Genomic DNA, 24,979 nt, shown 5'->3' with positions numbered 1-24,979 from the left:
GCACACCGCAGGCAGCCGGCGAGTCGTCGGGCGTCGCGCCCGGGTACGGCCGGCCGCGAGCCCTGCTCCACCTCACTTGCCGGGTCCCTCGGTCGGGCGGCGGGAGATCTCTCCCCGCACCCTGCGCCACCGTGACCGGGCCTGCTCGACCACGTTGTCCCACTGCCGGCGGACCTCGCGCTCGGAAGGACGGTGGCCTTCACGGATCCGGCCCAGCTCCTCCCGTACTTCGCGTCCCGTCGCCGCAGACGCGACCAGGCAGAGCATCCCTGCGAAGAGTGCGGAGATCATCGCGAAGACCGCACCGACCACCCCGTAGCGTGTCGCGGAGGAGTCGAAGAGACGCGGCATGTAGATGGTCGCGCCGACCGAATAGGCCGCCGTGAGAGCGGCGCCGGTGACGCCGAAGGGAAGCAGGTCCGTCCATCCGATCCGCTTCGCGGACAGGATCCAGCCGCTCCAGACGAGGAAGGCCGCGGTCACCGGTACTTCACACGCCAGGGCGACCAGCCCCAGGGCGTATCCGCCGAGGAGCGCGGAGAGCAGTGCCATGACCGCGGCGTAGCCGCCGAGGCTGAGGATCCACCACAAGCCGTTGCGTGTGTTGCGCACGCTGAGGGGCTTGAGCTCCCATGTCTGTTCGAAGAGCCGCTGCGCGGCGCGCGTGAAACTCAGCACCGAGATCATCAGGAAGACGACGCCGAAGACGCCGAAGCTCGCGCTGGGCTCCCCGGAGGAGGAGAAGAGCGAGCTGACCGCCGCGGCGCCTGCCCCGGTGAGGCCGTAGCGTTTGATGATCCGTTCGGCGGCGTCGTAGTGCACGAAGACGGTGCCGAGGAGGATGGACAGCGGGACCAGGGCCGTCAGGGCGCTGGACGCCAGGGCCATCGAGCGGTCGAAGCCGAGGATCTTCTGGAACCGGTTGACGATCCGCAGCGCGAACGCGGGGCGCAGCCAGAATGTCAGCGTTCTGACCAGGCGCTCCCGGTTGGCCTGTGTCGTCCTACCTTCCATGGGCCGGCACGGTGGTGGAGTCGCGGCCCTCGGCCGGGTGCCGTCGCCGGGTCGCCCCGGTGGACGGCTCGCACGGCTTCGCGTTCACCGCCTGGCGACGGCGCCGCGCCGCCCGGCCCGCCCGGGAAGGAGCCGGGAACGACTCGGTCACCGCCCACGGCTCATCAGTCAGCTCATGACGAAGCACCACGAACCGGTCAACGAACGACCGGCATCGAGGACACGACCCGGCGAATCTTCGGTGATCTCGCTCGCGGCGGTCAGCAGTAGGGAGGCTGGTCGGTCAGGGAGGCCGCCACTCGCATCCAAACGCCGAACAGCCGGTAGAGGCTTGGCACGGTGCCCTCCGACTGAACGGTCCGTGCGTCTGTCGACCGGCTCGGCCTGCCCGCGGGCCCGGTACGCCTGCCCCTGCTGCCCGCCGGCCGGGAGACGGCCGGCGGGCTGCGGGAGGTGTACGAGCGGCTCGTCGCGGCCTGAATCAGCGTTCGGCGAAGACAGGCGTCCAGGGCTGCCGGAACATCTCGGCGGGCTGCTCTCGGACGCCGCTGAGCGGTACGGCGTTGTCGCTGCCGATGGTGACCAGCACCAGCCGGGGCCGGTAGCTGGTCGAGCCGGGCACCCTCTCCCAGGCGATCAGCCGCTTGTCGTCGACCCAGGCGAGCAGCTCGGCGCCCCGCACCTCGGCCAGGCGCCTGCCGGTCAGGGGGTCGCGGATCGCGGAGTACGAGGCGCCGTGCCGCTCCCTCACCAACCCCCAGGCGGCGAGCCTGCCGTCCGGGGACAGCCGCGCGCCGACGTCCGACCGCAGGTACCGCTCGTTCGCGGGCGCGGCGGCCTCCCGGCCCCGGAGATCGTAGAACTGCTCCATCCCGTCCCTCCCACCCACGATCATCGCGAACACGAGGGCGCCGTCGCGACTGAAGGCGAAGTCCTCACGGGAGTTCTCGACGCGGTCCGCGGACACACCAGCCCAGGAGCCCTTGCCGGAGGCCACGTCCACGACCTCGAAGCCGGTCCGAATCCGGACGCCGGAACGCGGGAACCACGTGCTGGTGCCAGGTTTGGGGCCGACGCGCCATTCGTACTGGTCGGGGCTGTCGTCGTAAGTCGTGGCGACCAGCTTGCGGCCGTCACTCGAGAACGCGAGCCCTCCGACGCCCCGGTCCACCGGGATCCACCGCTCGACCTCCCCCGTCGCGAGGTCGAGCAGCCCGATCCGGGCGGCGGGCAGCGTACGCTCCAGCACGGCGGCGGTGCGCAGACCGGGGGCGACGGCGACGTACGACCACCGGGTGTCCTTCTCGTACCTGCCGGTGCCCGGGTTCAGCAGCCAGTAGGTGCGCAGGCCGACCGCCCGCTCCGCGCTCCGCCTGACGATCCCCGTCGTGTAGTAGGCGGCCAACGCGCTCCGTCCGGCCGCGATCAGGTCCCGCGGCGGCGACTGGTCCGGGTGGGCCTTCACATCACCGGAGTTGAGCACGCCCGCGGGCCGTACGTCGTGCTTGCCGCCCTCGTCCAGCAGCGGCACCCCGGCGACCACGGCGACCACGGCGGCGGCGACCACGGCGGCGGACACCAGCCGACGGGCCCGGCGGCGGCGCCGGACCGCCAGCACCCGGTCGGCGAACCCCGGTGCGGGCGGCCCCTGTTCTGCGGCCTGTTCGCGCAGTGCCTCGCGCACGAGTTCCTCGGCGTTCACGGCTGCACCTCCACGGTCGAGAAGTCAGGGGACAGCCCCTGGCCGGTGCCGCCGAGCGAGGCGAGTTCGGGCGCGAGGGCGCGCAGCCGGGCCAGGGAGCGGTGGGTGGTGGACCGCACGGTGCCGACGGAGCAGCCCAACAGCCGGGCCACGTCGGCCTCCGGCAGGTCCTCGAAGTAGCGCAGCACCAGAACGGTGCGCTGGCGCGGGGTAAGCCGGGACAGAGCGGTCCGCAGCACGAGCCGCAGCTCGGCGGCGCCCGGGCCGTCCGCGGCCGCACCGGCCTCCGGCGGCTCGGCGACCACTACCTCCCGCCGGCGCCACGCCGACCGCCAGCGGCTGATCTGCTGCCGGTACAGGACGCGCCGGACATAGGCCTCCGGTTCGTCGATACGCGACCACCGCCCGGCCGCCTTGACCAGCGCGGTCTGCAGCAGGTCCTCGGCGGCGTGGCGGTCCCCGCCGGTCAGCAGGACGGCCGTCCTCAGCAGCGCCGTCGACCGCCCCGCCACGAACTCCCGGAAGCTCTCCTCCGCCTGGGCATCCATCGTCACCTTCCCCGTCCCCCGGGGCCGACCCGCTGTCCGCCCCCCTGTCACCCAAGTGACGCCCGGAGAGGCGGCCCGCTATGCCTGCCGCCGGAAAAAAGTTGCCGTCGCCGGCCGATGGCCGCTGCGGTGCTCACGCACGAGCTCCCTCCCCGGACCGGCCCGGGGGCCGCGGAAGGGCGCTCGACGGTGATCGACGCCGCTCCAGGGGGGCACATGAGGCAGCTGCCCCGAGCAGGCCCTCGTCGACGCCGGCGAAGGCTGGGCCTGGGCACTTGGCCTCCCCAAGCGTTCGCCGGCGCCCCATCCCTGTTTGACCATCTTCTTGAGCGCAAGCCCGGGCGTTTACGCCTGGGTTAGCTCATCTTGAGCCCGGAGCCGCGCAGCGGCGGAGCACGCTTCGTTCCGATGGCTCGACGGCCGGTTGTCAGTGGTGGGCCGTAGCCTTCAACTTGCCTGGCAGTGCGCTGACCCGGATTGCGGCGATCGTCCGCTGCCGGGACCGTGGGCGTCGGAAATCGGTGAGGGGGTGTGGCGATGTCCAAGAACATTGAGGCGGAGAAGAAGGTTCCGCGGGCGGTTGCCGCACGCCTCGCGTCGATGAAAGCGCGGAAGGATTCCGGCCTTGTCGGCCGTACCGCGATAGTTCCTGTCTGGCTGAACCGGGCAGACCATCTGCGAGTCCACGCGGCGTGCCATGCTGCCGCTGGATTGTGGAATCGCTCAGTGGTGTGGCTGCGCGGGCAGTGGGAGGCAGGTGAAACCCCTGGCAAGGAGGACGTGCGCAGGTTCGTCACCTCACTCCCAGCCGAGGACCGGCCCTTCCACGCCCATACGGCGCAGGCCGTCGCATACGACCTGTGGGATGCGGTCGCGACGTCGCGAGCAAACCGTGCTCTGAGGTTGAACGCGCGGGCGCCCTGGCGGGAGAAGAAGTACCGGCCGTTGTCGTTCACCGCGGGTTTCGGCTGGCGGGTCACTCCCGAAGGCCGGCTTGCGCTTTCTTTCGGCCGTGGCCGCGGCCGGATCGTGCTGTCGCTGCCCGAGGTCACCTCCCGCAGCGGCCATCCGGTCCCACCGAAGAACTGGGGTGAGATACGCCTGTGCTGGGACCGAAACGCCAGGTCGTGGTCGCTGCACATCTCCTACTCTGCCCCAGGTGAGGTCCTGCCCGCGCCTGCGGAGGGAAGGCCCACCGTCACCATCGCCATCGACGAGGGCATCATCAACCCGATGACCCTCGCCGCGAAGATGCCCGACGGCAGGGTGCAGGTTAAGGTCCTCAACGGCCGGCAGGGGCGTTCGGCGAAGCGGTACCGCAACAAGGTCGTGGCCCGGCTGACCTCCCGCATGTCCCGGTGCAAGAACGGCTCTCGGAAGCACCGGCGCCTGGTCGCGGCGAAGAAGAAGGTCGAAGCAAAGACGGAACGCCGGCTGCACGACTTTGACCACCAGGTGTCCGCGAAAGCCGAGAAGTTCACCCGTGAAGTCCACGCAACGTGGACCGAGCATCACAAGAAGGAGTCCGGCCCGGACACCGTCGTCGGTGTGCGCCTCGTCGCCGGCGACGTCCGCGGCATCGAGAAGAACACGAACAAGAAGCGGCGGGCATCAAGGTCGACGCGGCAGCAGCTGTCGCAGTGGTCCCGCGGCCGGCAGGAAGACTACCTGCAGTACAAGACCGGGCTGAAGCTCGAGCACATCAACGAAGCCCACTCCTCGCAGACGTGTCCGGAGTGCAACACGCGGACGAAGGTCCGCGGCCGCGAATACATCTGCAAGAACACGCGTTGCGGGTTCCGGTGCCATCGGGACGCCGTGGGCGGCGTAAACATCCTTACGCTCGCCGACAACGACGGGACGTACGTCCCGGATCCAGACCTCCGTGTGGAGGTCACGTATCGCCGGTCCCAGACCAGCTGGAGTCCACTCCAGCGGTCACTGCACGCCTACCACCAGCAAGTCCTCGCACGCTCTGGTGCGCAAGCGTGCAGGGAAGAACGGCGTAGCGCCCAGAACCGGGCCACCCGCACACGCACCACTGTGTCGGGTGTAGCTGTCGACCGCGCTGCCATTTCAGACGACACCACCACCCGTCAGGGTGCTGGCAGGGCCCCCGCCCGCGTCGCCTGAAGCGCACAAGACAGAAGCCCCGGCCTTCAGGCCGGGGAGGTTCACAGGCCCTGCCGGACCAGGGCGGCGACCTGGCACTCCGGGGTCAGCTCGGTGGCGGTGGTGGCATCGCGGCGACGGGCGGTCTCCCCGGAGGCGCGCAGCTGCTGCGCGGCCCGCTCGGCCCAGGGGGTGGCGCCGAGGTCCTCGAAGAGCGCCAGCGCGGTGCGCAGGTGCTCGCGGGCGTCGACCCGGTGGCGGGAGCGCCGCAGGTGCTCGCCGAAGGCCAGGTGGGTGCGGGCCCGGTGGGGCAGCCGACGTGAATCGGCGTGCGCGGCGAGTGCCCGCTGGAAGTGCGTCTCGGGTCGCCGTCGTCGGCGAGCAGGGCGCGGCCGTGCTCGCCGACCGTGGTCGCGGCCCTGGAAGTGCCCAGCGGCAAGGTGATCGTTTCACTGCACCGGCGGCACCGGGCCACCGAGTTCTAGAAGTTCCTGACCAAGCTCGACAAGGAAGTACCCGCGAACCTCGATGTGCATCTGATCCTGGACAACTACGCCACCCACAAGACGCCCGCCATCAAGAAGTGGCTGCTGGCACACCCCCGCTTCCATCTGCACTTCACACCGACCGGCTCATCGTGGCTGAACCTGGTGGAGCGATGGTTCGGCGAACTGACCAGCAAGAAGCTCCGCCGTGGCGTCGACCGCTCCGTCCAAGCCCTCGAACGCGACATCCGAACCTGGCTCGCCGACTGGAACGAACACCCCAGACCCTTCGTCTGGACGAAGACCGCCGACGAGATCCTCGGCAAAGTCGCCACCCACTGCCGACGAATCTCTGACTCAGATCACTAGCGGGGCGCCCACCACGGGCTCAGTCACAGCCCGGCAGCAGCCAGCCCCCTCAATGCCCACCTCTGGGTCGTTCGGTCCGCTCACGCTGTCGCATCCGTGACGGTGGCGGTACGGCGCCCGACCCCGGCGACCTTTCACATCGTCCCTTCCCTCGCGCCGGACTGGCCTACACCTCGATCTGCGAGCCCATGATGACGGTGCGGTCGCGGGGAAGGCCGAAGTACTCGGCGGCGTCAGCCGTGATGTAGGAGGTGGCGATGAACAGCCGCTTGCGCCAGGGCGCCATCGTCGGTGCCTTCCCGCGCCGGAGCTCGATCTTCGACAGGAAGTAGGACGCCTGGTCGAGCTGCAACGGTCCTTCGGTCTCGGCCGGGGTGAGCATCGCCAGGATGCCAGGCACGTCCGGTCTCTCCATGTAGCCGAACCGCGCGGTGACGTGGATGATCCCATCGTCGGCATAGCCGAGGTCGTCGACGACGATCCGCTGGCCGGCCAGGACGCGGGGCACGGGCTCGGTCTCGATACACAAGATCACGACCTGGTCATGTCGCACGTGGTTGTGCTCGACGTTGGCCCGCATGGCCAGTGGCACGGTCTGCTTGCCCCGGTTGAGGAAAACGGCCGTGCCCGGGATCCGGAGCGTCGCCACCTTCCCCGTACGGAGGTCGTCGACGAACTCGGGCAGCGGGCCTTCCTGACGCGCTCGCTCCGCAGTGACAAGCTCACGACCGCGCTGCCAGGTCGTCATCACGGTGAATACGGTGAGGCCGATCAGCAGCGGCAGCCACGCGCCGTGGACGAACTTGGTCAGGTTGGCCGCCACGAACAGCAGGTCCACGGAGAGCAGCACGGTTGCGCCGATGGTGACCAGCCATACGGGCGTGCCCCATTTCGCGCGGGCGATGTAGAAGAACAGCAGGGTGCTGATGGTGATGGTGCCAGTGACCGCCATACCGAACGCGTAGGCCAGCGCCGTGGAGCTGCGGAAGGCGAAGACCAGGGTGAGGACCGAGACCATCAGCAGCCAGTTGATCCAGGGGACGTAGATCTGGCCGATGGTGGATTCGGAGGTGTGCGCGATCCGCAGCCTCGGCAGGTAGCCGAGCTTGGCGGCCTGGGAGGCGACCGAGTAGGCGCCGGTGATCACCGCCTGCGAGGCGATCACAGTGGCGGCCGTGGCCAGCAGGATCAACGGCCAGCGTCCCCAGTCGGGCACGAGCAGGAAGAACGGGCTGCTGATGTTGTGCGGATCGGCGAGGATCAGCGCGCCCTGGCCGAGGTAGCTCAGGATGCAGGCGGGGAAGACGAGGAACATCCAGGCGCGGGTGATGGCCCGGCGGCCGAAGTGCCCCATGTCGGCGTAGAGCGCCTCGGCGCCGGTGACCGCGAGCACGACCGCGGCCAGGGCGTAGAAGGCGGTGCCGAAATGGCCGGCCAGAAAGCCCACGGCGTAGGTCGGCGACAGAGCCCTGAGGATGCCCGGGTGGTCGGCGATGCCGGCGACGCCGCATGCGCCGATGGCCACGAACCAGGCAATCATGACCGGACCGAACACCCGACCCACTGCCGCTGTTCCTCTGCGCTGCACCAGGAACAACAGCACGATGATCACCGCGGTGATGGGCACGACGGCGCTGGCCAGTGACGGCTCGACGACCTTGAGCCCCTCGACCGAGGACAGGACCGAGATCGCCGGGGTGATCATGCTGTCGCCGAAGAACAGCGACGCCCCGAAGATGCCCAGCGCGGCCAGTACGGCGGCGGCCCGCCGACCGCGCTGTGAGCTCCAGCGCCGCAGCAGGGTGATCAGCGCCATGATGCCGCCCTCGCCTTCGTTGTCGACGCGCATCGCCAGCAGCACATAGGTGACCGTAACGATGATCATTACCGACCAGAACACCAGCGACACCACCCCGTACACGTTCTGCGTGCTTACCGGGACGGGGTGCGGGTCACTCGGGTTGAACACGGTCTGGAGGGTGTAGATCGGGCTGGTCCCGATGTCGCCGAAGACCACCCCGAGGGCGCCGATCACCAGCGCGAGGCGCACCGTGTCCTGCGCGCTCGCACGACGACCGTCCGGCGGCCGCGCTGCGAATCCTTCACCCGACGCGGCCCCCTGTCGGCGATCAGCCATGGTGACTCTCCTCCTCGCGGGCTGGTGTGCTGCAGGCCCGGTGCATCGGGGCGGACATTGCAAATCGTCGGCGCGATCACCAGTGGGTGAGCGCCGCCTAGTCTCGAACGGCGCCCCCATGCTGTCGACTGTGCGGCTCGGCGACGCGGATCGCTCGCCGCCCGGTTCGGCCTTCACCTCCCTGGCGGCCACTCCACCGGAGCCACCGGGGGTAAGCGACTTTAAGAACCACACCCCACTCTTCCGGACCGCCAAACACCTTACGGAGCGGCTTTGGGCTGGAGTTTCAATGGGCAAATCAAGCGTGGTTGGCTGCGATCAGTAGTCGAAGAAGTGAAGGACCGGTCCCTGACCTGCGGCTGTGTGATTGATCAACACCGCGACCTGCGACTAGCTGTCAATGGTTGTCAGCCTTGGTCGTCGTTGAGCACCCCCGGATGGCCCAGAGACGGCCCAGGCGAGGGTGTCGCAGTGTCAAGCTGAGCCCACTTCGAGGTCGTTTTCGCCCGTTGTTTCATCGCGTGACGCGGGTTGGTCTGTTGATGTCGGGTCGCGCCAGGAAATGGTGTTCTCGCCGATGAGTCGGCGGGCCATGAGGTCGGACATGGCGATGTGAATCATGGCTTCGGAGCGCGCGGACAGGGTCTCGTAGTCGCGGGCGAGACGTCGGTGGAGCATGAGCCAGCCGTAGGTCCGTTCGACCGCCCACCGTTTCGGGATCGGCGTGAATCCCGGCGTGCTCGACGAGGTGCTGGCGGTAGCCGCCGTCGACCCACACCGCGTTTGCTGCTTGATTGCTGGTTTTGAGAGGGCTCTGCGACGGCCACCTGCGGATTCGTGAGCAGCACCGGCGTGTTCGCAGAACTCTCGCAACTGGTCATTTGTGAGAATCACGCAGCACCCGGCCGTAGCCGCTGCGCTCGGGTACGCGGGCCGAGCTGTTCCATGTACAGAAGCCCCGGCCGCGCCTGGCGGTTCAACCAGTGAGGGTGTTGAGCCAGCCGGTCAACAGACGGTTGATCTCCTCGGGGCGTTCCTGCTGGATCCAGTGGCCGCAGCCCTCTACGAGGTGGGAGGCGGTCAGGCCGGGGAGGGTGGTGGGGAAGGCGTCGATAGCGTCGGACATCCAGGTGGTGGAGGCGTCCAGGGCGCCGCCGATGAACAGGGACGGCTGCTTGATCGGGGCGCCGCGGTGGGGGGCGAGGTCCTCCCAGTCGCGGTCCACGTTGCGGTAGCGGTTGAGGGCGCCCGTCAGACCCGTGCGCTCGAACTCTCCGGCGTAAACGTCGAGGTCGTCCTCGGCCAGCCAGGCCGGGAGGATGCCGGCGGGAAAACGGTCCCGCAGTCGGCCGCCGTGGGCGACGAAGTGGGGGTCGGGCTCGCCCTGGGCGGGCATGGTGTCGGCGGACAGGGCGGCGTAGAAGCCCGCGAGCCAGCCCCGCACGTCAGGCTCGATCTCCGTCTCGGCGCGGCCGGGCTCCTGGAAGTAGGAGACGTAGAACTCATGCTCGGGGCCCCCGATCTGGCCGAAGATGTCGGTGGGGCGGGGGCCGCCGGGTGGCGCGTACGGGACGCTCAGCAGGGCGACGGCCCGGAAGACCTCGGGGTGGAGCAGGGCGGAGGCGGCGGCGATGTTGGAGCCCCAGTCGTGGCCGACGACCACCGCGTTCTCCTCGCCGAGGGCGTGCACGATGGCGACGTTGTCCTCCACCAGGTCCAGCATCCGGTAGGCATCGGTCTCCGCAGGCTTGGAGGAGCGGCCGTAGCCGCGCACGTCGATCGCCACCGCCCGGTAGCCGGCTGCGGCGAGGGCCGGGAGCTGGCGGCGCCAGGAGTACCAGGACTCGGGGAAGCCGTGCACGAGCAGGACCAGCGGGCCGGTGCCCTGCTCGACCAGGTGAAGGCGCCCGGCCGGGGCCTCGACGGTGCGGTGGCGGAGTGCGGCGGACTGCTCAGGCGGCATGGGGGCTTCTCCTCGGTTCGCGGGTGGACGCAGGTACGCCTCGATCATGCGGCGCAGCGACCGTGCACCGCGATTACCCTTGCCAATCTGGCAAACTTGCAGGACAGGATGGTGGAGCGGCACGTCCAGAGGGGGCAGAGCGGGTGACAGGCGATGACGTGGCCGACATGCTGGCGGCCATGGGCCCCCGGCTGCGGGCCGCACGCGAACACCGCGGCTCCACGCTCACCGCCGTCAGCCGCGTGACCGGCATCTCCCCGAGCACGCTGTCGCGGATCGAGACCAGCCGACGCAAGCCCACCCTGGAAGTGGTGCTGCAGTTGGCGAAGGAGTACGGCGTCTCCCTGGACGAGCTGGCCGGCACCGCTCCCGCCGCCGAGCCCCGCACCTCCGCGCTCCAGCGTTTCGGCGACGACAAGGCGGTGCTGCCGCTGACCCGGTACGTCGGGGGCCTGCACGCCCACAAACACGTCCTACCCGCCGTCCAGGAGCCGCCCGCGCGGCCCCGGCAGGTCTCCCACGACGGCTGGGAATGGCTGTGCGTCCTGTACGGGCGGCTGTGGCTCGCACTCGGCGACCAGGACCTTCTCCTGAGCGCCGGGGACGTCGCCGAGTTCGACACCCGCAATCCCCATGGGATCGCGAACGCCGGCCCCGCCGGCCCGGTCGAGTACCTGATCATGTTCGGGCCGCAGGGAGAGCGCCTGCGACCGCGCACCCCGCCCGCCCCCGGCCCCAGGGCGCGGTAGCAAGCAGCGAACGAACGGCCTGACGTCCGGGATACGCCCAGGATGCCAGGCCTCTTCCTCGTCGTCCTCAGCGGCGTCGGGGGCGCGGAAGGGGCGCAGGCCCTGGCCGGGGCCGCTGGCCTTGATGTTGAACAGGTAGCGGTCCAGGAAGTTGATGTGCCGCTCCCTGAGCGGGTGGACCAGGGTGCGGTCTCAGCTGTCCACCCCGGCTTCCCACTTACGTCGGCGCAGCACGCGGTCGCTGAAGAGGTGTCGGCTCCGGTCGAGCAGTCTGGCGCCAGGAGCACACCGAGCGCGACATCGACCCCTACGGCGTGGTCTTCCACACCGGCCGCTGGTACGTCGTCGGCCACGACCATCTCCGCGACAGCCTGCGTACCTTCCGCATCGACCGCATCACCTCCGTCACCTCCCGAGCCGACAACTTCACCGCACCGGACGGCTTCGACCCTGTCGCCCACCTCACCTCGACCCTGGCCCAGGGGCCCTACCGCTGGCAGGTCGAGGTGACGATCCATGGCCCCCTCGATGAGATCGCCCGCCGCCTGCCGCGTTCCGCCGTGACCCTCACCGCCCAACCCGCCAGCGTCCTGATGCAGGCACGGGCAGAACGGCTGGACGGCATGGCGCACCTGCTCGCCTCCCTGGAATGGCCCTTCACCATCCACCAGCCCGACGAACTACGGCAGGCGCTCAAGAATCTGGCCGACCAGCTCGCGCAAGCCGCAGAACGAGCACCGGGAGCAATACTGCAGTGACGGCAGCCGACCGCCATCAGGGAAGAGTCTTGTCCGCCGGAGATCATTATGGAGCTGTTGCCACTGCTGCGATCCGGTCGGCATACGGGCGACACGCCTTGCGGCCAGCCGGAGCGGAGCCACCGTCGGCGAGTGCGGCGCAATACTTCAGCGCGACTTGGTGGAACGCGAGCGGGGCGCTGACGCGCACCGAGTAGTGCTGCCCGCGGCGACGTACGCCGCCGACCCGCACGCTTTCCAAGTCTGTTGGTGCTCGGCGGCGGCTCGTGCGGGGCCGTTCGCCTGGGTTCATCGCGCTCGCCCCGGCGGCTCGTTGTCCCGGCTGAACGCCCCTGGGCCGGCCTGATGGTGAGAACCAACAACACCCCGTCGGCCTCGGTACGGCCAAGGCAGCCCTGTGCACGTGCCGAGTAACGGGTGTGACCGGTCACTCGATGAGCGCCTGGCGGAGGGTTTCGTGGCAGTCGATGACGGTGTCGATGCCGACGAGGTGCAGAACGCGTTGCACGGATTCGCAGGGTCGGGCCAGGCGGAGCCAGCCACCGGTGTCGCTGAAAGCGCGGTGGGCGGTGATGAGGACGTTGATGCCGCTCGAGTCCATGAAGGTCACCTGCCCCAGCTCCACCACGACGCGGGGCCGGGGCGCGTCCGGGACTTCGAGGGCTTGGCGGAACGTGTCACCGGTCTCGTGATCGATCTCCCCGACGACGGTCAGCACATGGATACCGTCGGTGACAGAAATAGCGGTCGACAGCTCGCCCGCCTGCACGGCCTGTTCGGTATCCGCCACTCCTTTTTCAGCCATGTCGGTGATACTGGCACAGCCATGGCCTCGCGGGAATCGGTGCCCTGCACGGCACGAGGTGATGCCTGAGTGAGACGAAGACAACACGGGGCGCCAGGCGTCACCTTCTTTGGCGCGGGTAAACGCGCGCGGTGTGAACAAGATAGTGAAGGCGGCCGTCATGGAAGCAGCCCCTGTGGGCGAGGAAGGCACCACGCCTGGCGAACAGGCCATCCAGACCACAGTGGCCTTGGACGGGACCGGCACGGTCATCGCCGAGGCACGGCACCTGGCCGCCGACTTCCTCACCCGGGTCCAGGCCGACCACGGCCTGCCGGTCTCCCAGCGCGCCATGGACCTCACCCAACTGGTGGTGAGCGAGCTGGTCACCAACGCTCTCAAGTACGCTCCGGGGCCGCTGCTGCTGGATTTGCGGATCGCCGGTGACACGGTCGAGGTCGTCGTGTGGGACTCCGACCCGGTCTTGCCGATCGCCCGGGCCGCGGATGCCGGCCGGGTGGGCCAGCACGGCCTGGAGATCGTCATGGCCGTCGCCCAGGGCTTCGAAGCACAGCGGGAACCCGTCGGGAAACGCATCACCGCCCGCATCGCCCTGCTGGACGACCCGGGCGGTGCGGTCGCCGGACGACGCCCCCTTTAAGGGCACGGCGCCCACCTCCACAGATCTCTCACCCAAGCAGCCTGGCAGCGAACGGGTCCTCCAGCCTCCCTGGCGTTCCTCGCACGAGCTGCCATGCGTCTGGCACGACCTCTTCGTCCCGAGCTCCCGAGAGTAGGCAGATGGACACGGCGCCTCTGGTCCGCCATGCTGCCATCGCGATGATGAGCCACCACTGGCTGCATCGAGTGAGGGGGCGGGGATCGATGGAGCAATCGCAGGTCGCAGCTATGCCGCCGGCGCACATCCGGTACCGATTGACGCCCCTCCAGTGCTTGCTGTCCATGCTGCCCGGCATCATCATCGTGGCCTCCCAGGTCCTGTTCTGGTTGGACGGGGGACCGCATGGTCTCCATCTGGTCTCACTGCTCGTGTGGTGTGTTCTGCCGATCGCCTCCCGGCTCTTCGGGGTCACTCTGACGCCATCAGCGGCCATCGTGCACAACCTCCGCCGCCGGACCATCCCGTGGTCGAGCGTCCAAGCCATCCAGATCGAGTCTCTCTTCGGGAGCCGGACCGTCGTGATCTACGAAGCGGGCGGCCGCCGTACTCGCCTGCGGGCACCGATCACCGCGTTCCTCAACTGGGATCACAGCTTCGAGGAGAAGTTCCACACCATCGGTAGGTGGTGGCTGGATAACCGGGGCCCGGACTGGGTCCCTGTCCCGCCACCGGGGGCACGGTGGGGTGGCCCACCGGTGTCCAACGCGAACCCTTACGCCCCTCCCGCGTAGTCAGCAACTGATCCGTACCCTCCGAGCGGCACAGACTTGAAGATCTGGCCTCATCTTTATCAGTCGATCACGAGGAAGCCGCGAGGTCGGTCAACGGGCCGTAGCCTTCGGCTGCTCGTTCGCCGGAGTGCGGCGCAGACCGTCACCGTGCCGTAGCGCCCGGGCACCTCCCGCCAGGGCGTGCTGGTCCGCAAGCGCCACAGCACGCCGTTGATGACCTGCCGGTGGTTCCGCCACGGCCGCCCTGCCCGTCAACTCTCGGCAGCAAGGGCGCTATCCGCTCCCACACCATTTCCGTCAGCTCGCCCCGGCGGACTGCAGGATCACTCCGTCCTGCTCCTGGCAGGCGGCCTACGGTTCTGGGAGTGATGAGCCGAATCGGGATGCGCTGGTCTGCGGTGCAGTTGCATACTCACCGGATGGCCTTGCTCTCTGGTCGGTTCCGCGATCCGCGCAGTACCGAGTACGACTTCATCAGCTCGATCATTGTGCGATGCCCCAGTTGCGCGCAGGCCGCTCGGGTCGTTCTAGGGCGCGTATTTGGTTGTGATCAAGGGGTGGTTCGTGTGAGGTCCTTGATCCAGATCATCGAGGCGCGGAGGCCCGCAAGGTAGCTGTCCGGGGTCTTGTCGTATCGGGTGGCGGTGCCTCGCCATGCCTTGAGCTTGTTGATCAGGCGCTCGACTGTGTTCCTCTCCTTGTACAGGTCGGCGTCGTGCCTGGCAGGCCGGCCGCCGCCGCTGCCCTTCTTCTTCCGATTGGCGGCCTGGTCCTTCTTCTCCGGGATGACGGCCTTGATGCCGCGTTCGCCGCTGTCCCCTTTGACTTGGTCTTCTCCTCCTCAGCCGCGGCTTTCTCCAGGGCGGTGAGGACATCCTCGCCCAGGTGCATGCCGACGGCGTCGTGGTGGGCGCGCGCGGTGGTGGAGTCGACGCTGACCAGGGACAGGTCCACCGCACCCCGCTTCGCGGCTTCCGCGATCAGGCCCTCCAGCAGGGCCTCGAAGACGCCTGCGTCACGCCACTGCCGGAAGCGGTTGTGAACGGTCGGCCAGGCACCGAACTCCTGCGGCATCTCCCGCCACTGGCCGCCGGTCTTGAACCGCCAAATCACGCCCTCGTACTGCTGCCGCAGCCGCTCGGGGTAGGGGCCGTACCCGCCGATCGGCAGGTACGGCTCGATGAACTCCCATTCGACGTCCACCAGTTGCACTCGAGTCACGCAAGAAGATCTACCGGTTCGGGCCGCCGCGAGGACGAATCCCGCAGATTGATCACGATCCGATCTGCGCCCTGGAGCTGCCCGGATACTGCGACGACTACGTGATGTCCTTGTCGTCTGGAGTGGCTGATCCGGCACGGCCGGTTTCAGGCCCAAGCGATCTCGCCGTGGCGGGAGACGAACCGTCCGGTGCCGGCACTGGACGCCTCGGTGGCGAGGGCGACGATCGCGTCCGTGCCCTCGGTGACGGTTTGGGGGCCGCTGTGACCGTTGAGGTCGGTCGCGGTGTAGCCGGGGTCGGCGGCGTTGACGCGGATGCCTTTGAGTCCGTTGGCGTACTGCGTGGTCAACATCGTCAGTGCCGCTTTCGAGGAGGTGTACAGCGGCGCAACGATGTGCGACTCGGGCCGGCTGGGATCGTGGGTGAGGGCGAGGGAGCCCATACCGCTGCTGACGTTGACGATCACAGGGTCGTCCGAGCGGCGCAGCAACGGCAAGAACGCGGTCGTGGTGCGGACGACCCCGATGACGTTGACGTCGAGGACGGCGCGGGCGTCGGCGGCGGTGAGGTCGCTGGGATCGCCGACGGGGCCGTGCACACCAGCATTGTTGATCAGGACGTCGATCCTGCCCTCGTGTTCGGCGACGTCCGCGGCCGCGGCGGCCACGGACGCGTCGTCGGTCACGTCGATGGGGACGTAGCGTGCGCCGAGCGCGGCGGCAGCCTCCTCGCCCTGCTCGCGGTTGCGGGCTCCGACGAGCACAGTGTGGCCACACTCGATCAGGCGGCGGGCGGTCTCGCGGCCGAGACCCTTGTTGGCTCCGGTGATGAAGGTGATGGTCATGCGTTCGATACTGATCCCGACGAAGGAGGCGGACCAGGGACGCTTCGACGGTAGGAAGACAAGTACCACCCTCGCGTGCCCATGCACGTCCGGGGATGCAGGAGGATGGACGTCATGTCGACGACACCCGGTACCGGACTGGGCGTGATGATCCGCACGTGGCGGGACCGGCTGCCTCCGTCGGCCGCCGGGCTGCCGGTGGCCCGCGGGCGCCGGGCGGCCGGGCTGCGGCGTGAGGAATTGGCTGACCTGGCCGGAGTATCGGTCGACTACATCGTGCGCCTGGAACAGGGGCGGGCCACGACACCCTCAGCGTCGGTGGTGGCGTCCCTGGCGCGCGCCCTGCAGCTGTCCACCGCCGAGCGGGACCACCTGTACCGGCTGGCCCAGCTGGTACGGCCGGTGGACGGCGCGATCTCTGACCATCTCTCGCCCGGCGTCCAGCGGGTGCTCGCCCGCCTCGGGGACGTGGCAGTCGCTGTGTTCGCGGCGGACTGGCAACTGGTGTGGTGGAACCGTGGGTGGGCCGCGCTGCTGGGTGACCCCTCCGCCTCGCCGCCGCGGCTGCGCAACTTCGCCCGCGACAGGTTCCCGGTGCACGCCGGCCCCGCCCACCTCGCGCTGTGGCCGGTGACCGAGGCGGACCGCGACGCCACCGACGCCGCCGTCGTCTCCGACCTGCGACGCGCCACCGGCCGCTTCCCCCAGGACCGCCGCTTGGCCGCGCTGATCCGCGATCTGAACGCGGGCAACAGGAGGTTCGCCGAGCTATGGGCGACCGGAGAGGTGGCCGCGCACCGCGAGGACCACAAGACCATCGACCACCCGTCGGTGGGCACGGTCACGGTGGACTGCGACGTCCTGACCGACGGCGACTCCGAGCTCAAGATCGTCATCATGACCGCCGTGCCCGGCAGTGAGGACGAGACCAAGCTCCGGCTCACCGCCATCGCCGGCCCACCGGCCACGACGCACAACTGATCCGACCTAAGCGTCGATCGACCGGTTGCATGTGCGCGGCGAGCGCCGAACCACGATGCTGACCTCTACCAGGAGAGGCACACCGTCGAGGGCCTGATCAACAAGCTCAGGGCCTGGCGAGGCATCACCATCCGGTAGGACCCCAGACAGCTGCCTCGCCATATACCTGCGCGCCTTGATGATCTGGATCAAAGACCCTCACCCGGACCACTCATTGATCACTTGATCCGCCGCTTCGTCCAAGCGTCGCTGCGCGAACGAGCGCCCTGGTACGACACCGGACAGAAGATGACTTTGGTGGCTCGCCTCCCGGTATGGATCAAGCGCGCGAAGAACCGGGACGAGGTCCTGCGCGCCGTCAGTCGGATCCATGCCTCACTGGTTGCCGCCTGAGCTGCACAAAAAGGCGTCCGAGCGCCGCTCGAACTTGATCTCTGGTTATGCGGTTCAGCTGACTTGGGGGCGGCCTTCATCTGATCATGTGCTCTGACCAAGGTACACGTGACCGAGGCAAAGGCCGTGCGGTTGAGTCTGCGGTCTGTTGCTGTGCGGTGGGAGGCGTTCGCAGAGGCGTCACGCTTCCGGGAGGATTTCTACGAGTGTCTGACCGCTCGGCGCGATGAGTTGTTCGAGCTGGCGGACGCAGTGCTGTGCGCGGACGGCGCGGTGAAGTCCCCGGTGGACTTGACACTGTTGCCCGAACATCGGCGCGGGCACGGAGCAATGTACGGCGGCCTGAACCACGGCCGGATCGACGTCGGCCGGCTGCGGACGTTGCTGGCCGCCCTGCCGCTGCCGCGTTTCGACGGCGGCGCCTGGTCCTGGCAGTCGGCATGTCGCCATGGCTTCGCTCAGATGCGCCGTGCTCGGCAGAGCGCCTGTTCTGCCACGTCTACGGTCGGGGGAAGACCGCGTCGCAGTTCATTCCGGGCTGGCCCTACTCCCTCGTGGCCGTGCTGGAGCCGGGGGCCACGTCCTGGACCGCGATCCTGGACGCGGACCGGCTCGGCCCGGCAGACGACGCGACCGCGGTCACCGCCGCCCAGCTCCGAGGGGTCGTTGAACGGCTCATCACCGCTGGCCAGTGGCAGGCTGAGAACCCGGACATCGTGATCGTCAGCGATGCCGGCTACGACGTCACCCGCCTGGCCTGGGTCCTGCGCGACCTGCCGGTCGAGCTGGTCGGCCGGGTCCGCTCCTACCGCGTGATGCGGCTGCCGAAACCACCGAGATCGCCCGGTGTCAACGGCCGCCCAAGCACGGCCCGGAGTTCCGGTTCACCAAGCCGGAGACCTGGCTAGCGCCCCGGAGATGGGCCACGAGCCCGCGATCACCACGGTCACCACGGTCACCGACACCACCAACTACGGCAAGGCCGAGACACAGGCATGGGACCGGGTCCACCCCCGGCTCACCCATCGCTCCTCATGGCTCGACCACGACGGTGAACTTCGCTTGGTCGAGGGCACGTTGCTGCGGCTGAAGGTCGAGCACCTGTCTCGAAGGACCGGGATGCTCCACCACTGTGGTCATGGTCCTCCAAGACCGGTGCCACCCCGGACGATGTGGACCGCCTCTGGCAGGCATTCCTCCGCCGCTTCGACCTGGAGCACATCTTCCGCTTCGCGAAGCAGACCCTGGGCTGTACGACGCCGAAACTCCGCACTCCCGAGGCGGCGGACCGCTGGACCTGGATCTTGATCGTCGCCCACACCCAGCTCCGGCTCGCCCGACCCCTCGCCGTGGACCTCCGCCGGCCCTGGGAGAAACCGAGCACCTCCGACCGGCAGCTCAGGTACAGCGAGCAACCAAGCGAACGTCACGTGATCGCCCGGACAACGTTCAGCGGGGGCCGCCAAGGCTCCAAGGCCACCGGCGGTCGCGGCACCGATGCCCCCATACTGAGCGCGCACTCCATGGGGCGTTGGGTGTCTCAGCATGAGATAGTGAGCCGCCCGGAGGCCCTCGAGGTTCTGCAACGCCAGCCGACTCCTCCTCCCATGCCCGGGCGTACAGCCCTCAACATCGGCACGATCGGGCATCACGTCTATGAGGGCCCCGGCGCCTGCCGTGCCGGACCTGTTCGGCACGGCCTGTGGGGCACACCGAGACGAACATCAGTTGATACCCGGCGGCGAAGGTCAGGGCATCGCATCGATACCAGATGGGTGCACCCGGCAACCGGGGCCCTCGCCTACCGCACCGTTCGGCGTAGATCCGCTCTTCTGCCGAGCCGTGTCCGGGACACCCCGGCGTGACAGACGCGGTCCGCCGGAGGAGACCATCGCCTCTGCCGAGCCCAGTCGCCGCTTGCCCTGGCGGGTCGAACGCCTTCTATGGCATTGGTACCGCCGGGGGCATGCAGCGGACTGTCCGTGACCGCAACCTGGGACGACGGGCAAAAGTCCCGAATGCTCCAGCCGACGTGCGGGCGGAGGCACTATGGCATATATCGGCTCCCTACAACCGCTGACCGTCCCTCCCCAGGGACCGAATGCCGCGCCACCGGTACTCCCGGAAGCCCACGTCACCGGCGCCGCTCCGCTCCTGCTCAGCGGCACGGTCGGGCCCGCCCGGGCCGGCGAGCTGGACACCGCCTTCCACAAGGTAAGAGAAGCGCTCGCTGGCCGCCGGGTCATCGACGTGAACTCGACGATGAACGGTGGCGGTGTGGCCGAGATGCTGCACCGGCTGCAGCGATACTCCCGTGGTGCGGGGCTCGACGCCCATTGGTACACCATGCGGGGAGATCCCACCTTCTTCGCCCTGACCAAGCAGTTGCACCACTTCCTGCACGGGGCTGACGGCTCCGGCCCACCACTCGACCGAGCCGGAGCCGAGCATTACGCGGCAGTCTGCGAGGCCAATGCACGCGCCTTGCTGGGCGCGGTACGGCCGGGAGACGTGGTCACCCTCCACGATCCGCAGACCGCCGGCCTCGTCGCCCACCTGCGGCGGGCCGGGGCGAGGGTGGTCTGGCGGTGCCATGTCGGCACGGACGACCCCAATCGGTACACCGACCGGGCATGGGCGTTTCTGCGGCCCTGGCTGGAGACGGCGGATGCCTACGTGTTCTCGCGGGAGCAGTACGTTCCCGGGTGGCTCGCCGGGCGGCGGGTCGCCGTGATCCGGCCGTCGATCGATCCCCTGTCGGCCAAGAACCGGCCCCTGGCCCCCTCGGCGGCTGCGGCCATCCTGGGCCGGATCGGTCTGCGCGCGCCTGCGGACCGGGACGGGCCGGCGATCTACCGGCGAGGCGACGGTTCGGTGGGCCGGGTACGGCGGGATCCGACCTGCCTGTACAGCGCCTCGCCACCACCCGCTGACGCGCCGCTCATCGTGCAGGTCTCCCGCTGGGACCCGCTGAAGGACATGGCCGGCGTGCTGTCGTCGTTCGCCGAGGCCGGCGGCAGCCTGGACGGGGCCCACCTGGCCCTGGTGGGCCCGGATGTCACCGGTGTCACCGACGATCCCGAGGGCGGGCGGGTCTTCGCGGAATGCGCGGCGCTGTGGCACCGGCTGCCGGATCGGGTGCGCACTCGGGCGCACCTGGTATGCCTGTCGATGGCCGATATGGAGGAGAACGCGGTGATCGTCAACGCCCTGCAGTGCTCGGCGGCGGTGGTGACACAGAAGAGCCTGGCGGAGGGATTCGGCCTCACCGTCACGGAGGCCATGTGGAAGGGACGCCCGGTCGTCGCCAGTGCCGTCGGTGGCATCCGTGACCAGATCGAGCACGGAGTCCACGGCATTCTGCTCGATGATCCCAGCGACAGCGTGTCCTTCGCCGCGCAGACGGGCAGTCTGGTGGGTGATCGCTGCCTTGCGGCTGCGCTGGGGGCCGGTGCCCGGCGCCGGGTCCGGGAGAACTTCCTGGACGACCGTCAACTGCTGCAGCAGACCTCGCTCTATCGGAACGTGGCCCGCGTGTGACCCGGCCGGGCCGCACGCGGGCGCTCCCTGACGGATGGGTGCCCCGGGACCTCCTTCCCGGAACGAGAGCCGCGGGACCGGGGCGACAAGAACACCAGGAGACAGCTCATGGATTGCGAAGCCTTCATCGACACGGTGTCCCGGCGCTCCCACGTCCCCCGGGACAAGCCGGAGACCCTTGCCCGTGCGACGTTGGAAACCCTGGCCGAGCGGCTCACCAGGGGCGAGGCGGACGATCTCGTGGCGGAGCCGCCCAAGCCGCTGCAGACACCACTCGACGCCCCGACACCGGAGGCGGAGGGTCTTCGGACTGGAGGAGTTCGCCAACCGGGTGAGCCGGCGTTCCCGCCTGCGCCCGGACGAGACCCGCGAGGGAGTGCGTGCGGAACCGAGCACCCTGCGCGACGCGGTCAGCAGCGGCGAGTTCCGTCATGTACTGGCCCAGCTGCCCACGGAGTTCGGCGAGCTCGTCGACGCCAGGCCCTAGGGAGGCGACATGACCGATGAGGTCGGCGCGATCGTCGAGGAAAGCGAACCGGCCGTACTCACCCCGGCCACCGTCACCCTGGTCGAGGGGCCGACGTTCTGTGTCTCGAACGCCTCCGGCGACATGGCGGCCGATGTCCCGCAGGGTCTGTTCTTCCGGGACATGCGGGTCATCTCCGACTGGCGGGTGCGGGTGGACGGCGTCCGCCCGCACCATCTGACCGTCATGTCCCACGACCCCTACCGAACGACGTTCCTGGCCCGCGTGCCACCCCACGGCTCGCAGAGCGAACTGCTGGTGGAGCGCACACGCTATGTGGGAGAGGGGATGCGCGAGGACCTCAAGGTGCGCAACCTGAGCCCACGAGCGATGACCGTGGCGGTCTCCCTGGACATCGGTTCGGACTTCGCCGACCTCTTCGCTGTCAAGGAAAGCCGAGTACGCCCGCAGGGCGAGGTGACGGCCAGTCCCGACGGTTCGATCCTGGAGTTCGACCTCCGCTCCGGTGCAGCATGGCGCGGCGTACGGGTGGAGAGCGAGGGCGCCCGGGCCCGCCCGGACGGCCTGGACTTCCGGGCCGAGGTGCCGGCCCGCGGCCAGTGGTGCACCACGCTGCTGGTGCGGCCCAGCGTCGGCCAGGAGCACGCCATCGGCGTCTTTCCCGTGGGCGTGGAGCCGGCCGAGTTCGCTCCGGCGCGCCGCCTGCGTGCCTGGCGCGAGAACACTCCGCGCATCACGGAGATCGAGGACCCGGAACTGCACCGGACGGTGCGGCGCAGCCTGGAGGATCTGGGCGCGCTGCGCATCTTCGATCCGGCACACCCGGAGGACACGGCAGTGGCCGCAGGCGCACCCTGGTTCATGGCCCTGTTCGGCCGGGACTCTCTGCTGTCCTCCTACATGGCTCTGTCTCTGGATCAGAACCTGGCCCTGGGGACCCTGCAGACGCTGGCGCGGGCTCAGGGCCGGAAGGTCGACCCCGCCACCGAGGAACAGCCGGGACGCATACTGCACGAGACGCGCTTCGGCCTGGACTTTCCGCTGGCTCGCGGCAGCGGCAGTGTGTACTACGGGACTGCCGACGCCACACCGTTGTTCGTCATCGTCCTCGGCGAGTTGAGCCGCTGGGGCATAGCACCCGAGGCCGTCGAGGCCCTGCTGCCGCACGCCGATCGGGCGCTCGAGTGGGTCGAGAAGTACGGCGACCGAGACGGTGACGGCTTCGTCGAGTACCAGCGCATGACCGGCAACGGTCTGCTCAACCAGGGCTGGAAGGACTCCTACGACGGTGTCAACTTCGCCGACGGCAGCCTCGCCGAGACGCCGATCGCCCTGTGCGAGGTGCAGAGCTACGTCTACGCCGCCTATGTCGTCCGGTCGCACTTCGCTCACGAGGCCGGTGACCTCAAGGCCGTCGAGCACTGGTGCAGTCGGGCTGCCGCGCTGAAGGAAGCCTTCAACGAGAAGTTCTGGCTGCCCGACCGGGGCTGGTACGCCGTCGGTCTCGACCGTGACAAGCGCCCCATCGACGCGCTGGCCTCCAACATGGGCCATTGCCTGTGGACAGGGATCGCGGACCGCGACAAGGCCGAGCAGGTGGCCGAACGGCTGCTGTCCCCGGAGATGTTCACCGGCTGGGGGGTGCGCACCTTGGCCACGACGATGGGTGCGTACAACCCGATGAGTTACCACAACGGGTCGGTGTGGCCGCACGACAACGCGATCCTGGCCACCGGGCTGATGCGCTACGGTTTCGTCGACCAGGCCCAGCGGGTGGCCACCGGCATCCTCGATGCCGCCGAGACCTTCGGCGGCCGGCTGCCCGAGCTGTTCTGCGGCTTCGACCGCGGCGACTATGACGCGCCGGTGCCGTATCCCACCTCCTGCTCCCCGCAGGCCTGGGCTGCCGCCACCCCGGTCCAGTTGTTGCGAGCGCTGCTGCGCATCGATCCGTGGATGTCGCACGGCCAGGTATGGGTGGCGCCGGCGTGGCCCGCCCGCTACGGACAACTGTCCATTCACAACATCCCGCTGGCCGGTGGGCGCGTGGAAGTGGACGTCGACGGGGCGTCAACCCGCATCACCGGGCTGCCCGACGACGTGGAGATCGTCCACCAGCCTCGCCGTCCGCTTTCTGCCGCGCCCCACCACGAGCAACACCCCAGCCCGGACATGTCATCGGGCCCTGGATCACCCCGAGGGCGGACCCCATGAGACCGAAGCCATCGCTCGACATCACCATGATCACCACACCCTGGTTCGCCCTACCGCCCGTGGCCTACGGCGGGATCGAGGCGATGTGTGCCGAACTGGTCGACGGGCTGGTCGAACTGGGGCATCGGGTGACCGTCATCGGAGTGGGCCGTAACGGGACCAAGGGCCGCTTCATCGCCACTGACGACAGTCCCGCGGGTTCGCAGAGGCTGGGGAACTCCGGCCCGGAGGTCCTGCACGCCGCGCGTGCGGCGCGCGTGCTGCGTTCCCTCGACTCCGATGTGATCCACGACCACAGCACGGTGGGTCCGCTCCAAGCCGGGCAGCGCCAGGCGCCGACCGTGGTCACCGCGCACGGCCCCGTGAACGGGGAGACGGGCCGCTACTACCGGGCGCTCGGTGACACCGTGCACATGGTGGCGATCTCACGCGCGCAGCAGGCACAGGCTCCGGACATCCCTTGGTCCGGACAGGTGCACAATGCGCTGCGCACCGCCCACTATCCCTACCACGACCGCAAGGGTGACCACGTGCTGTTCCTCGGCCGGATCGCCGCGGACAAGGGCGTCCACCTGGCCATCGACGCGGCCCGGGAGGCAGGGCTGCCGCTCACCGTCGCCGGCTGCTGCAACGACCCCGCCGAGCAGCCCTACATCGAGGGGGAACTCCGACCCCGGATGGGCGATGACGTGCGCTGGGTCGGGGAGGCCGACCGGCGCACCAAGCTGGACCTCCTGGCGAGCGCCCGCTGCCTGCTGTTTCCGATCCAGTGGGAGGAACCCTTCGGGATGGTGATGATCGAGGCGATGGCCTGCGGCACGCCGGTCGTCGCACTCCGCCGTGGATCGGTGCCCGAGATCATCGAGGAAGGCGTCACCGGCTTCATCCGTGATCATCCCGCTGAACTGGCCCAGGCGATCGGCTCGGTGGACCGGCTGGATCCCCGCGCCTGCCGAGGACGAGTCCACCGTAACTTCGACACCGATCAGATGGCGGCCGCCTACGCCGCCCTCTACCAGCAGCTTTGCTGGGGGCACCCGCGCAGCGAACCGTCCGCCCACACGATCCCTCTGCTGCGCTAGGCACTGCCCGCCCTGGCGCACCTGCTACGGCTTCATGGCCCGCTGGGCCGCCCGCGGCGTGGTCGGGCAGATCAGCGACCGGCTGCGAAGGCGCGTCCGCCGGGAGCTGGGCCGGGCACCGGGAACGGTCACCACGGTGATCGACTCCCAGTCGGTCACCGTGGTGACCGTCGGGCGCGAGC

General features: G+C 69.1%; 16 protein-coding genes and 8 pseudogenes. 14 read left to right on the top strand and 10 right to left on the bottom strand.

What is annotated here, in order from left to right; translation table 11 throughout:
• Positions 1 to 72: 72 nt before the first annotated feature.
• From ACFQ9Z_RS33230 to ACFQ9Z_RS33220, 3 genes are all read right to left on the bottom strand, one after another.
• Positions 73 to 1,014, bottom strand: coding sequence for a hypothetical protein (locus ACFQ9Z_RS33230; protein WP_383028319.1), 942 nt, complete (start codon positions 1,012 to 1,014; stop codon positions 73 to 75).
• A 481-nt stretch (positions 1,015 to 1,495) separates the two neighbouring features.
• Positions 1,496 to 2,716: a WD40 repeat domain-containing protein gene (locus tag ACFQ9Z_RS33225; RefSeq protein WP_383028316.1), complete on the bottom strand. Its 1,221-nt coding sequence runs from the start codon at positions 2,714 to 2,716 to the stop codon at positions 1,496 to 1,498.
• Positions 2,713 to 3,264 carry a SigE family RNA polymerase sigma factor gene (locus ACFQ9Z_RS33220; RefSeq protein WP_383028311.1) on the bottom strand — a complete coding sequence of 184 codons (552 nt, stop codon included), beginning with the start codon at positions 3,262 to 3,264 and terminating at the stop codon, positions 2,713 to 2,715. The genes ACFQ9Z_RS33225 and ACFQ9Z_RS33220 overlap by 4 nt, the downstream gene beginning before the upstream one ends.
• A 537-nt stretch (positions 3,265 to 3,801) precedes the next feature.
• On the opposite strand from ACFQ9Z_RS33220, the gene ACFQ9Z_RS33215 reads away from it, so the two are divergent.
• Positions 3,802 to 5,397, top strand: coding sequence for a zinc ribbon domain-containing protein (locus ACFQ9Z_RS33215; RefSeq protein WP_383028307.1), 1,596 nt, complete (start codon positions 3,802 to 3,804; stop codon positions 5,395 to 5,397).
• Positions 5,398 to 5,738: 341 nt separating this feature from the next.
• Positions 5,739 to 6,230: pseudogene (locus tag ACFQ9Z_RS33210) on the top strand (IS630 family transposase); the annotation flags it as partial.
• Positions 6,231 to 6,396: 166 nt separating this feature from the next.
• Here the strand turns inward: ACFQ9Z_RS33210 and ACFQ9Z_RS33205 are convergent.
• The 3 genes and pseudogenes from ACFQ9Z_RS33205 to ACFQ9Z_RS33195 form a co-directional block, all read right to left on the bottom strand.
• Complete coding sequence (locus tag ACFQ9Z_RS33205; protein ID WP_383028304.1) at positions 6,397 to 8,544, bottom strand: potassium transporter Kup; 2,148 nt, start codon at positions 8,542 to 8,544, stop codon at positions 6,397 to 6,399.
• Between the two features lie 297 nt (positions 8,545 to 8,841).
• Positions 8,842 to 9,099: pseudogene (locus tag ACFQ9Z_RS33200) on the bottom strand (transposase); the annotation flags it as partial.
• 244 nt (positions 9,100 to 9,343) lie between these two features.
• Positions 9,344 to 10,330 (bottom strand): alpha/beta fold hydrolase, encoded by a 987-nt coding sequence (locus ACFQ9Z_RS33195; RefSeq protein ID WP_383028299.1) that lies wholly within the window; start codon positions 10,328 to 10,330, stop codon positions 9,344 to 9,346.
• A 143-nt stretch (positions 10,331 to 10,473) separates the two neighbouring features.
• Between ACFQ9Z_RS33195 and ACFQ9Z_RS33190 the strand changes: the two genes are divergently transcribed.
• The gene (locus ACFQ9Z_RS33190; protein ID WP_383028294.1) at positions 10,474 to 11,079 is read left to right on the top strand and encodes a helix-turn-helix domain-containing protein; all 606 of its coding nucleotides are present in this window, start codon (positions 10,474 to 10,476) and stop codon (positions 11,077 to 11,079) included.
• A 314-nt stretch (positions 11,080 to 11,393) separates the two neighbouring features.
• Positions 11,394 to 11,837 carry a helix-turn-helix transcriptional regulator gene (locus ACFQ9Z_RS33185; RefSeq protein WP_383028289.1) on the top strand — a complete coding sequence of 148 codons (444 nt, stop codon included), beginning with the start codon at positions 11,394 to 11,396 and terminating at the stop codon, positions 11,835 to 11,837.
• 427 nt (positions 11,838 to 12,264) lie between these two features.
• Here the strand turns inward: ACFQ9Z_RS33185 and ACFQ9Z_RS33180 are convergent, their stop codons facing one another.
• Entirely contained in the window at positions 12,265 to 12,804 is a 540-nt protein-coding gene (locus ACFQ9Z_RS33180) for an STAS domain-containing protein (protein ID WP_383028284.1), read from the bottom strand.
• Between ACFQ9Z_RS33180 and ACFQ9Z_RS33175 the strand changes: the two genes are divergently transcribed.
• The gene (locus ACFQ9Z_RS33175; protein WP_383028281.1) at positions 12,803 to 13,282 is read left to right on the top strand and encodes an ATP-binding protein; all 480 of its coding nucleotides are present in this window, start codon (positions 12,803 to 12,805) and stop codon (positions 13,280 to 13,282) included. The two genes, ACFQ9Z_RS33180 and ACFQ9Z_RS33175, sit on opposite strands and share 2 nt — an antisense overlap.
• A 140-nt stretch (positions 13,283 to 13,422) precedes the next feature.
• Complete coding sequence (locus ACFQ9Z_RS33170; RefSeq protein WP_383028278.1) at positions 13,423 to 14,034, top strand: hypothetical protein; 612 nt, start codon at positions 13,423 to 13,425, stop codon at positions 14,032 to 14,034.
• A gap of 149 nt (positions 14,035 to 14,183) precedes the next feature.
• Here ACFQ9Z_RS33170 and ACFQ9Z_RS33165 read toward each other — a convergent pair.
• From ACFQ9Z_RS33165 to ACFQ9Z_RS33155, 3 genes and pseudogenes are all read right to left on the bottom strand, one after another.
• Positions 14,184 to 14,326: pseudogene (locus tag ACFQ9Z_RS33165) on the bottom strand (transposase); the annotation flags it as partial.
• Positions 14,327 to 14,584: 258 nt separating this feature from the next.
• Positions 14,585 to 15,255: pseudogene (locus tag ACFQ9Z_RS33160) on the bottom strand (transposase).
• A gap of 146 nt (positions 15,256 to 15,401) precedes the next feature.
• Complete coding sequence (locus tag ACFQ9Z_RS33155; RefSeq protein ID WP_383028275.1) at positions 15,402 to 16,100, bottom strand: SDR family NAD(P)-dependent oxidoreductase; 699 nt, start codon at positions 16,098 to 16,100, stop codon at positions 15,402 to 15,404.
• A 114-nt stretch (positions 16,101 to 16,214) separates the two neighbouring features.
• On the opposite strand from ACFQ9Z_RS33155, the gene ACFQ9Z_RS33150 reads away from it, so the two are divergent.
• From ACFQ9Z_RS33150 to ACFQ9Z_RS33115, 8 genes and pseudogenes are all read left to right on the top strand, one after another.
• Positions 16,215 to 17,081: a helix-turn-helix domain-containing protein gene (locus ACFQ9Z_RS33150; RefSeq protein ID WP_383028270.1), complete on the top strand. Its 867-nt coding sequence runs from the start codon at positions 16,215 to 16,217 to the stop codon at positions 17,079 to 17,081.
• Positions 17,082 to 17,120: 39 nt separating this feature from the next.
• A pseudogene (locus tag ACFQ9Z_RS33145) lies at positions 17,121 to 17,307 on the top strand (hypothetical protein); the annotation flags it as partial.
• Positions 17,295 to 17,474 (top strand): annotated as a pseudogene (locus ACFQ9Z_RS33140) (hypothetical protein); the annotation flags it as partial. The pseudogenes ACFQ9Z_RS33145 and ACFQ9Z_RS33140, both read left to right, overlap by 13 nt.
• A gap of 132 nt (positions 17,475 to 17,606) precedes the next feature.
• Positions 17,607 to 18,868, top strand: a pseudogene (locus ACFQ9Z_RS33135) (NF041680 family putative transposase); the annotation flags it as partial.
• 856 nt (positions 18,869 to 19,724) lie between these two features.
• Positions 19,725 to 21,014 (top strand): glycosyltransferase, encoded by a 1,290-nt coding sequence (locus tag ACFQ9Z_RS33130; RefSeq protein WP_383028265.1) that lies wholly within the window; start codon positions 19,725 to 19,727, stop codon positions 21,012 to 21,014.
• Between the two features lie 108 nt (positions 21,015 to 21,122).
• A pseudogene (locus ACFQ9Z_RS33125) lies at positions 21,123 to 21,501 on the top strand (DUF2267 domain-containing protein).
• 9 nt (positions 21,502 to 21,510) lie between these two features.
• Positions 21,511 to 23,715, top strand: coding sequence for a glycogen debranching N-terminal domain-containing protein (locus ACFQ9Z_RS33120; protein ID WP_383028262.1), 2,205 nt, complete (start codon positions 21,511 to 21,513; stop codon positions 23,713 to 23,715).
• A complete protein-coding gene (locus ACFQ9Z_RS33115; RefSeq protein ID WP_383028256.1) occupies positions 23,712 to 24,797 on the top strand; it encodes a glycosyltransferase family 4 protein in 1,086 nt (361 codons plus the stop codon). The genes ACFQ9Z_RS33120 and ACFQ9Z_RS33115 overlap by 4 nt, the downstream gene beginning before the upstream one ends.
• Positions 24,798 to 24,979: the final 182 nt, after the last annotated feature.

The organism is Streptomyces sp. NPDC056580, assembly GCF_042793175.1.
GTDB lineage: Bacteria > Actinomycetota > Actinomycetes > Streptomycetales > Streptomycetaceae > Streptomyces.
The sequence above is the reverse complement of the archived record's forward strand: the minus strand, read 5'-3'. Positions and strand labels throughout refer to the sequence as shown.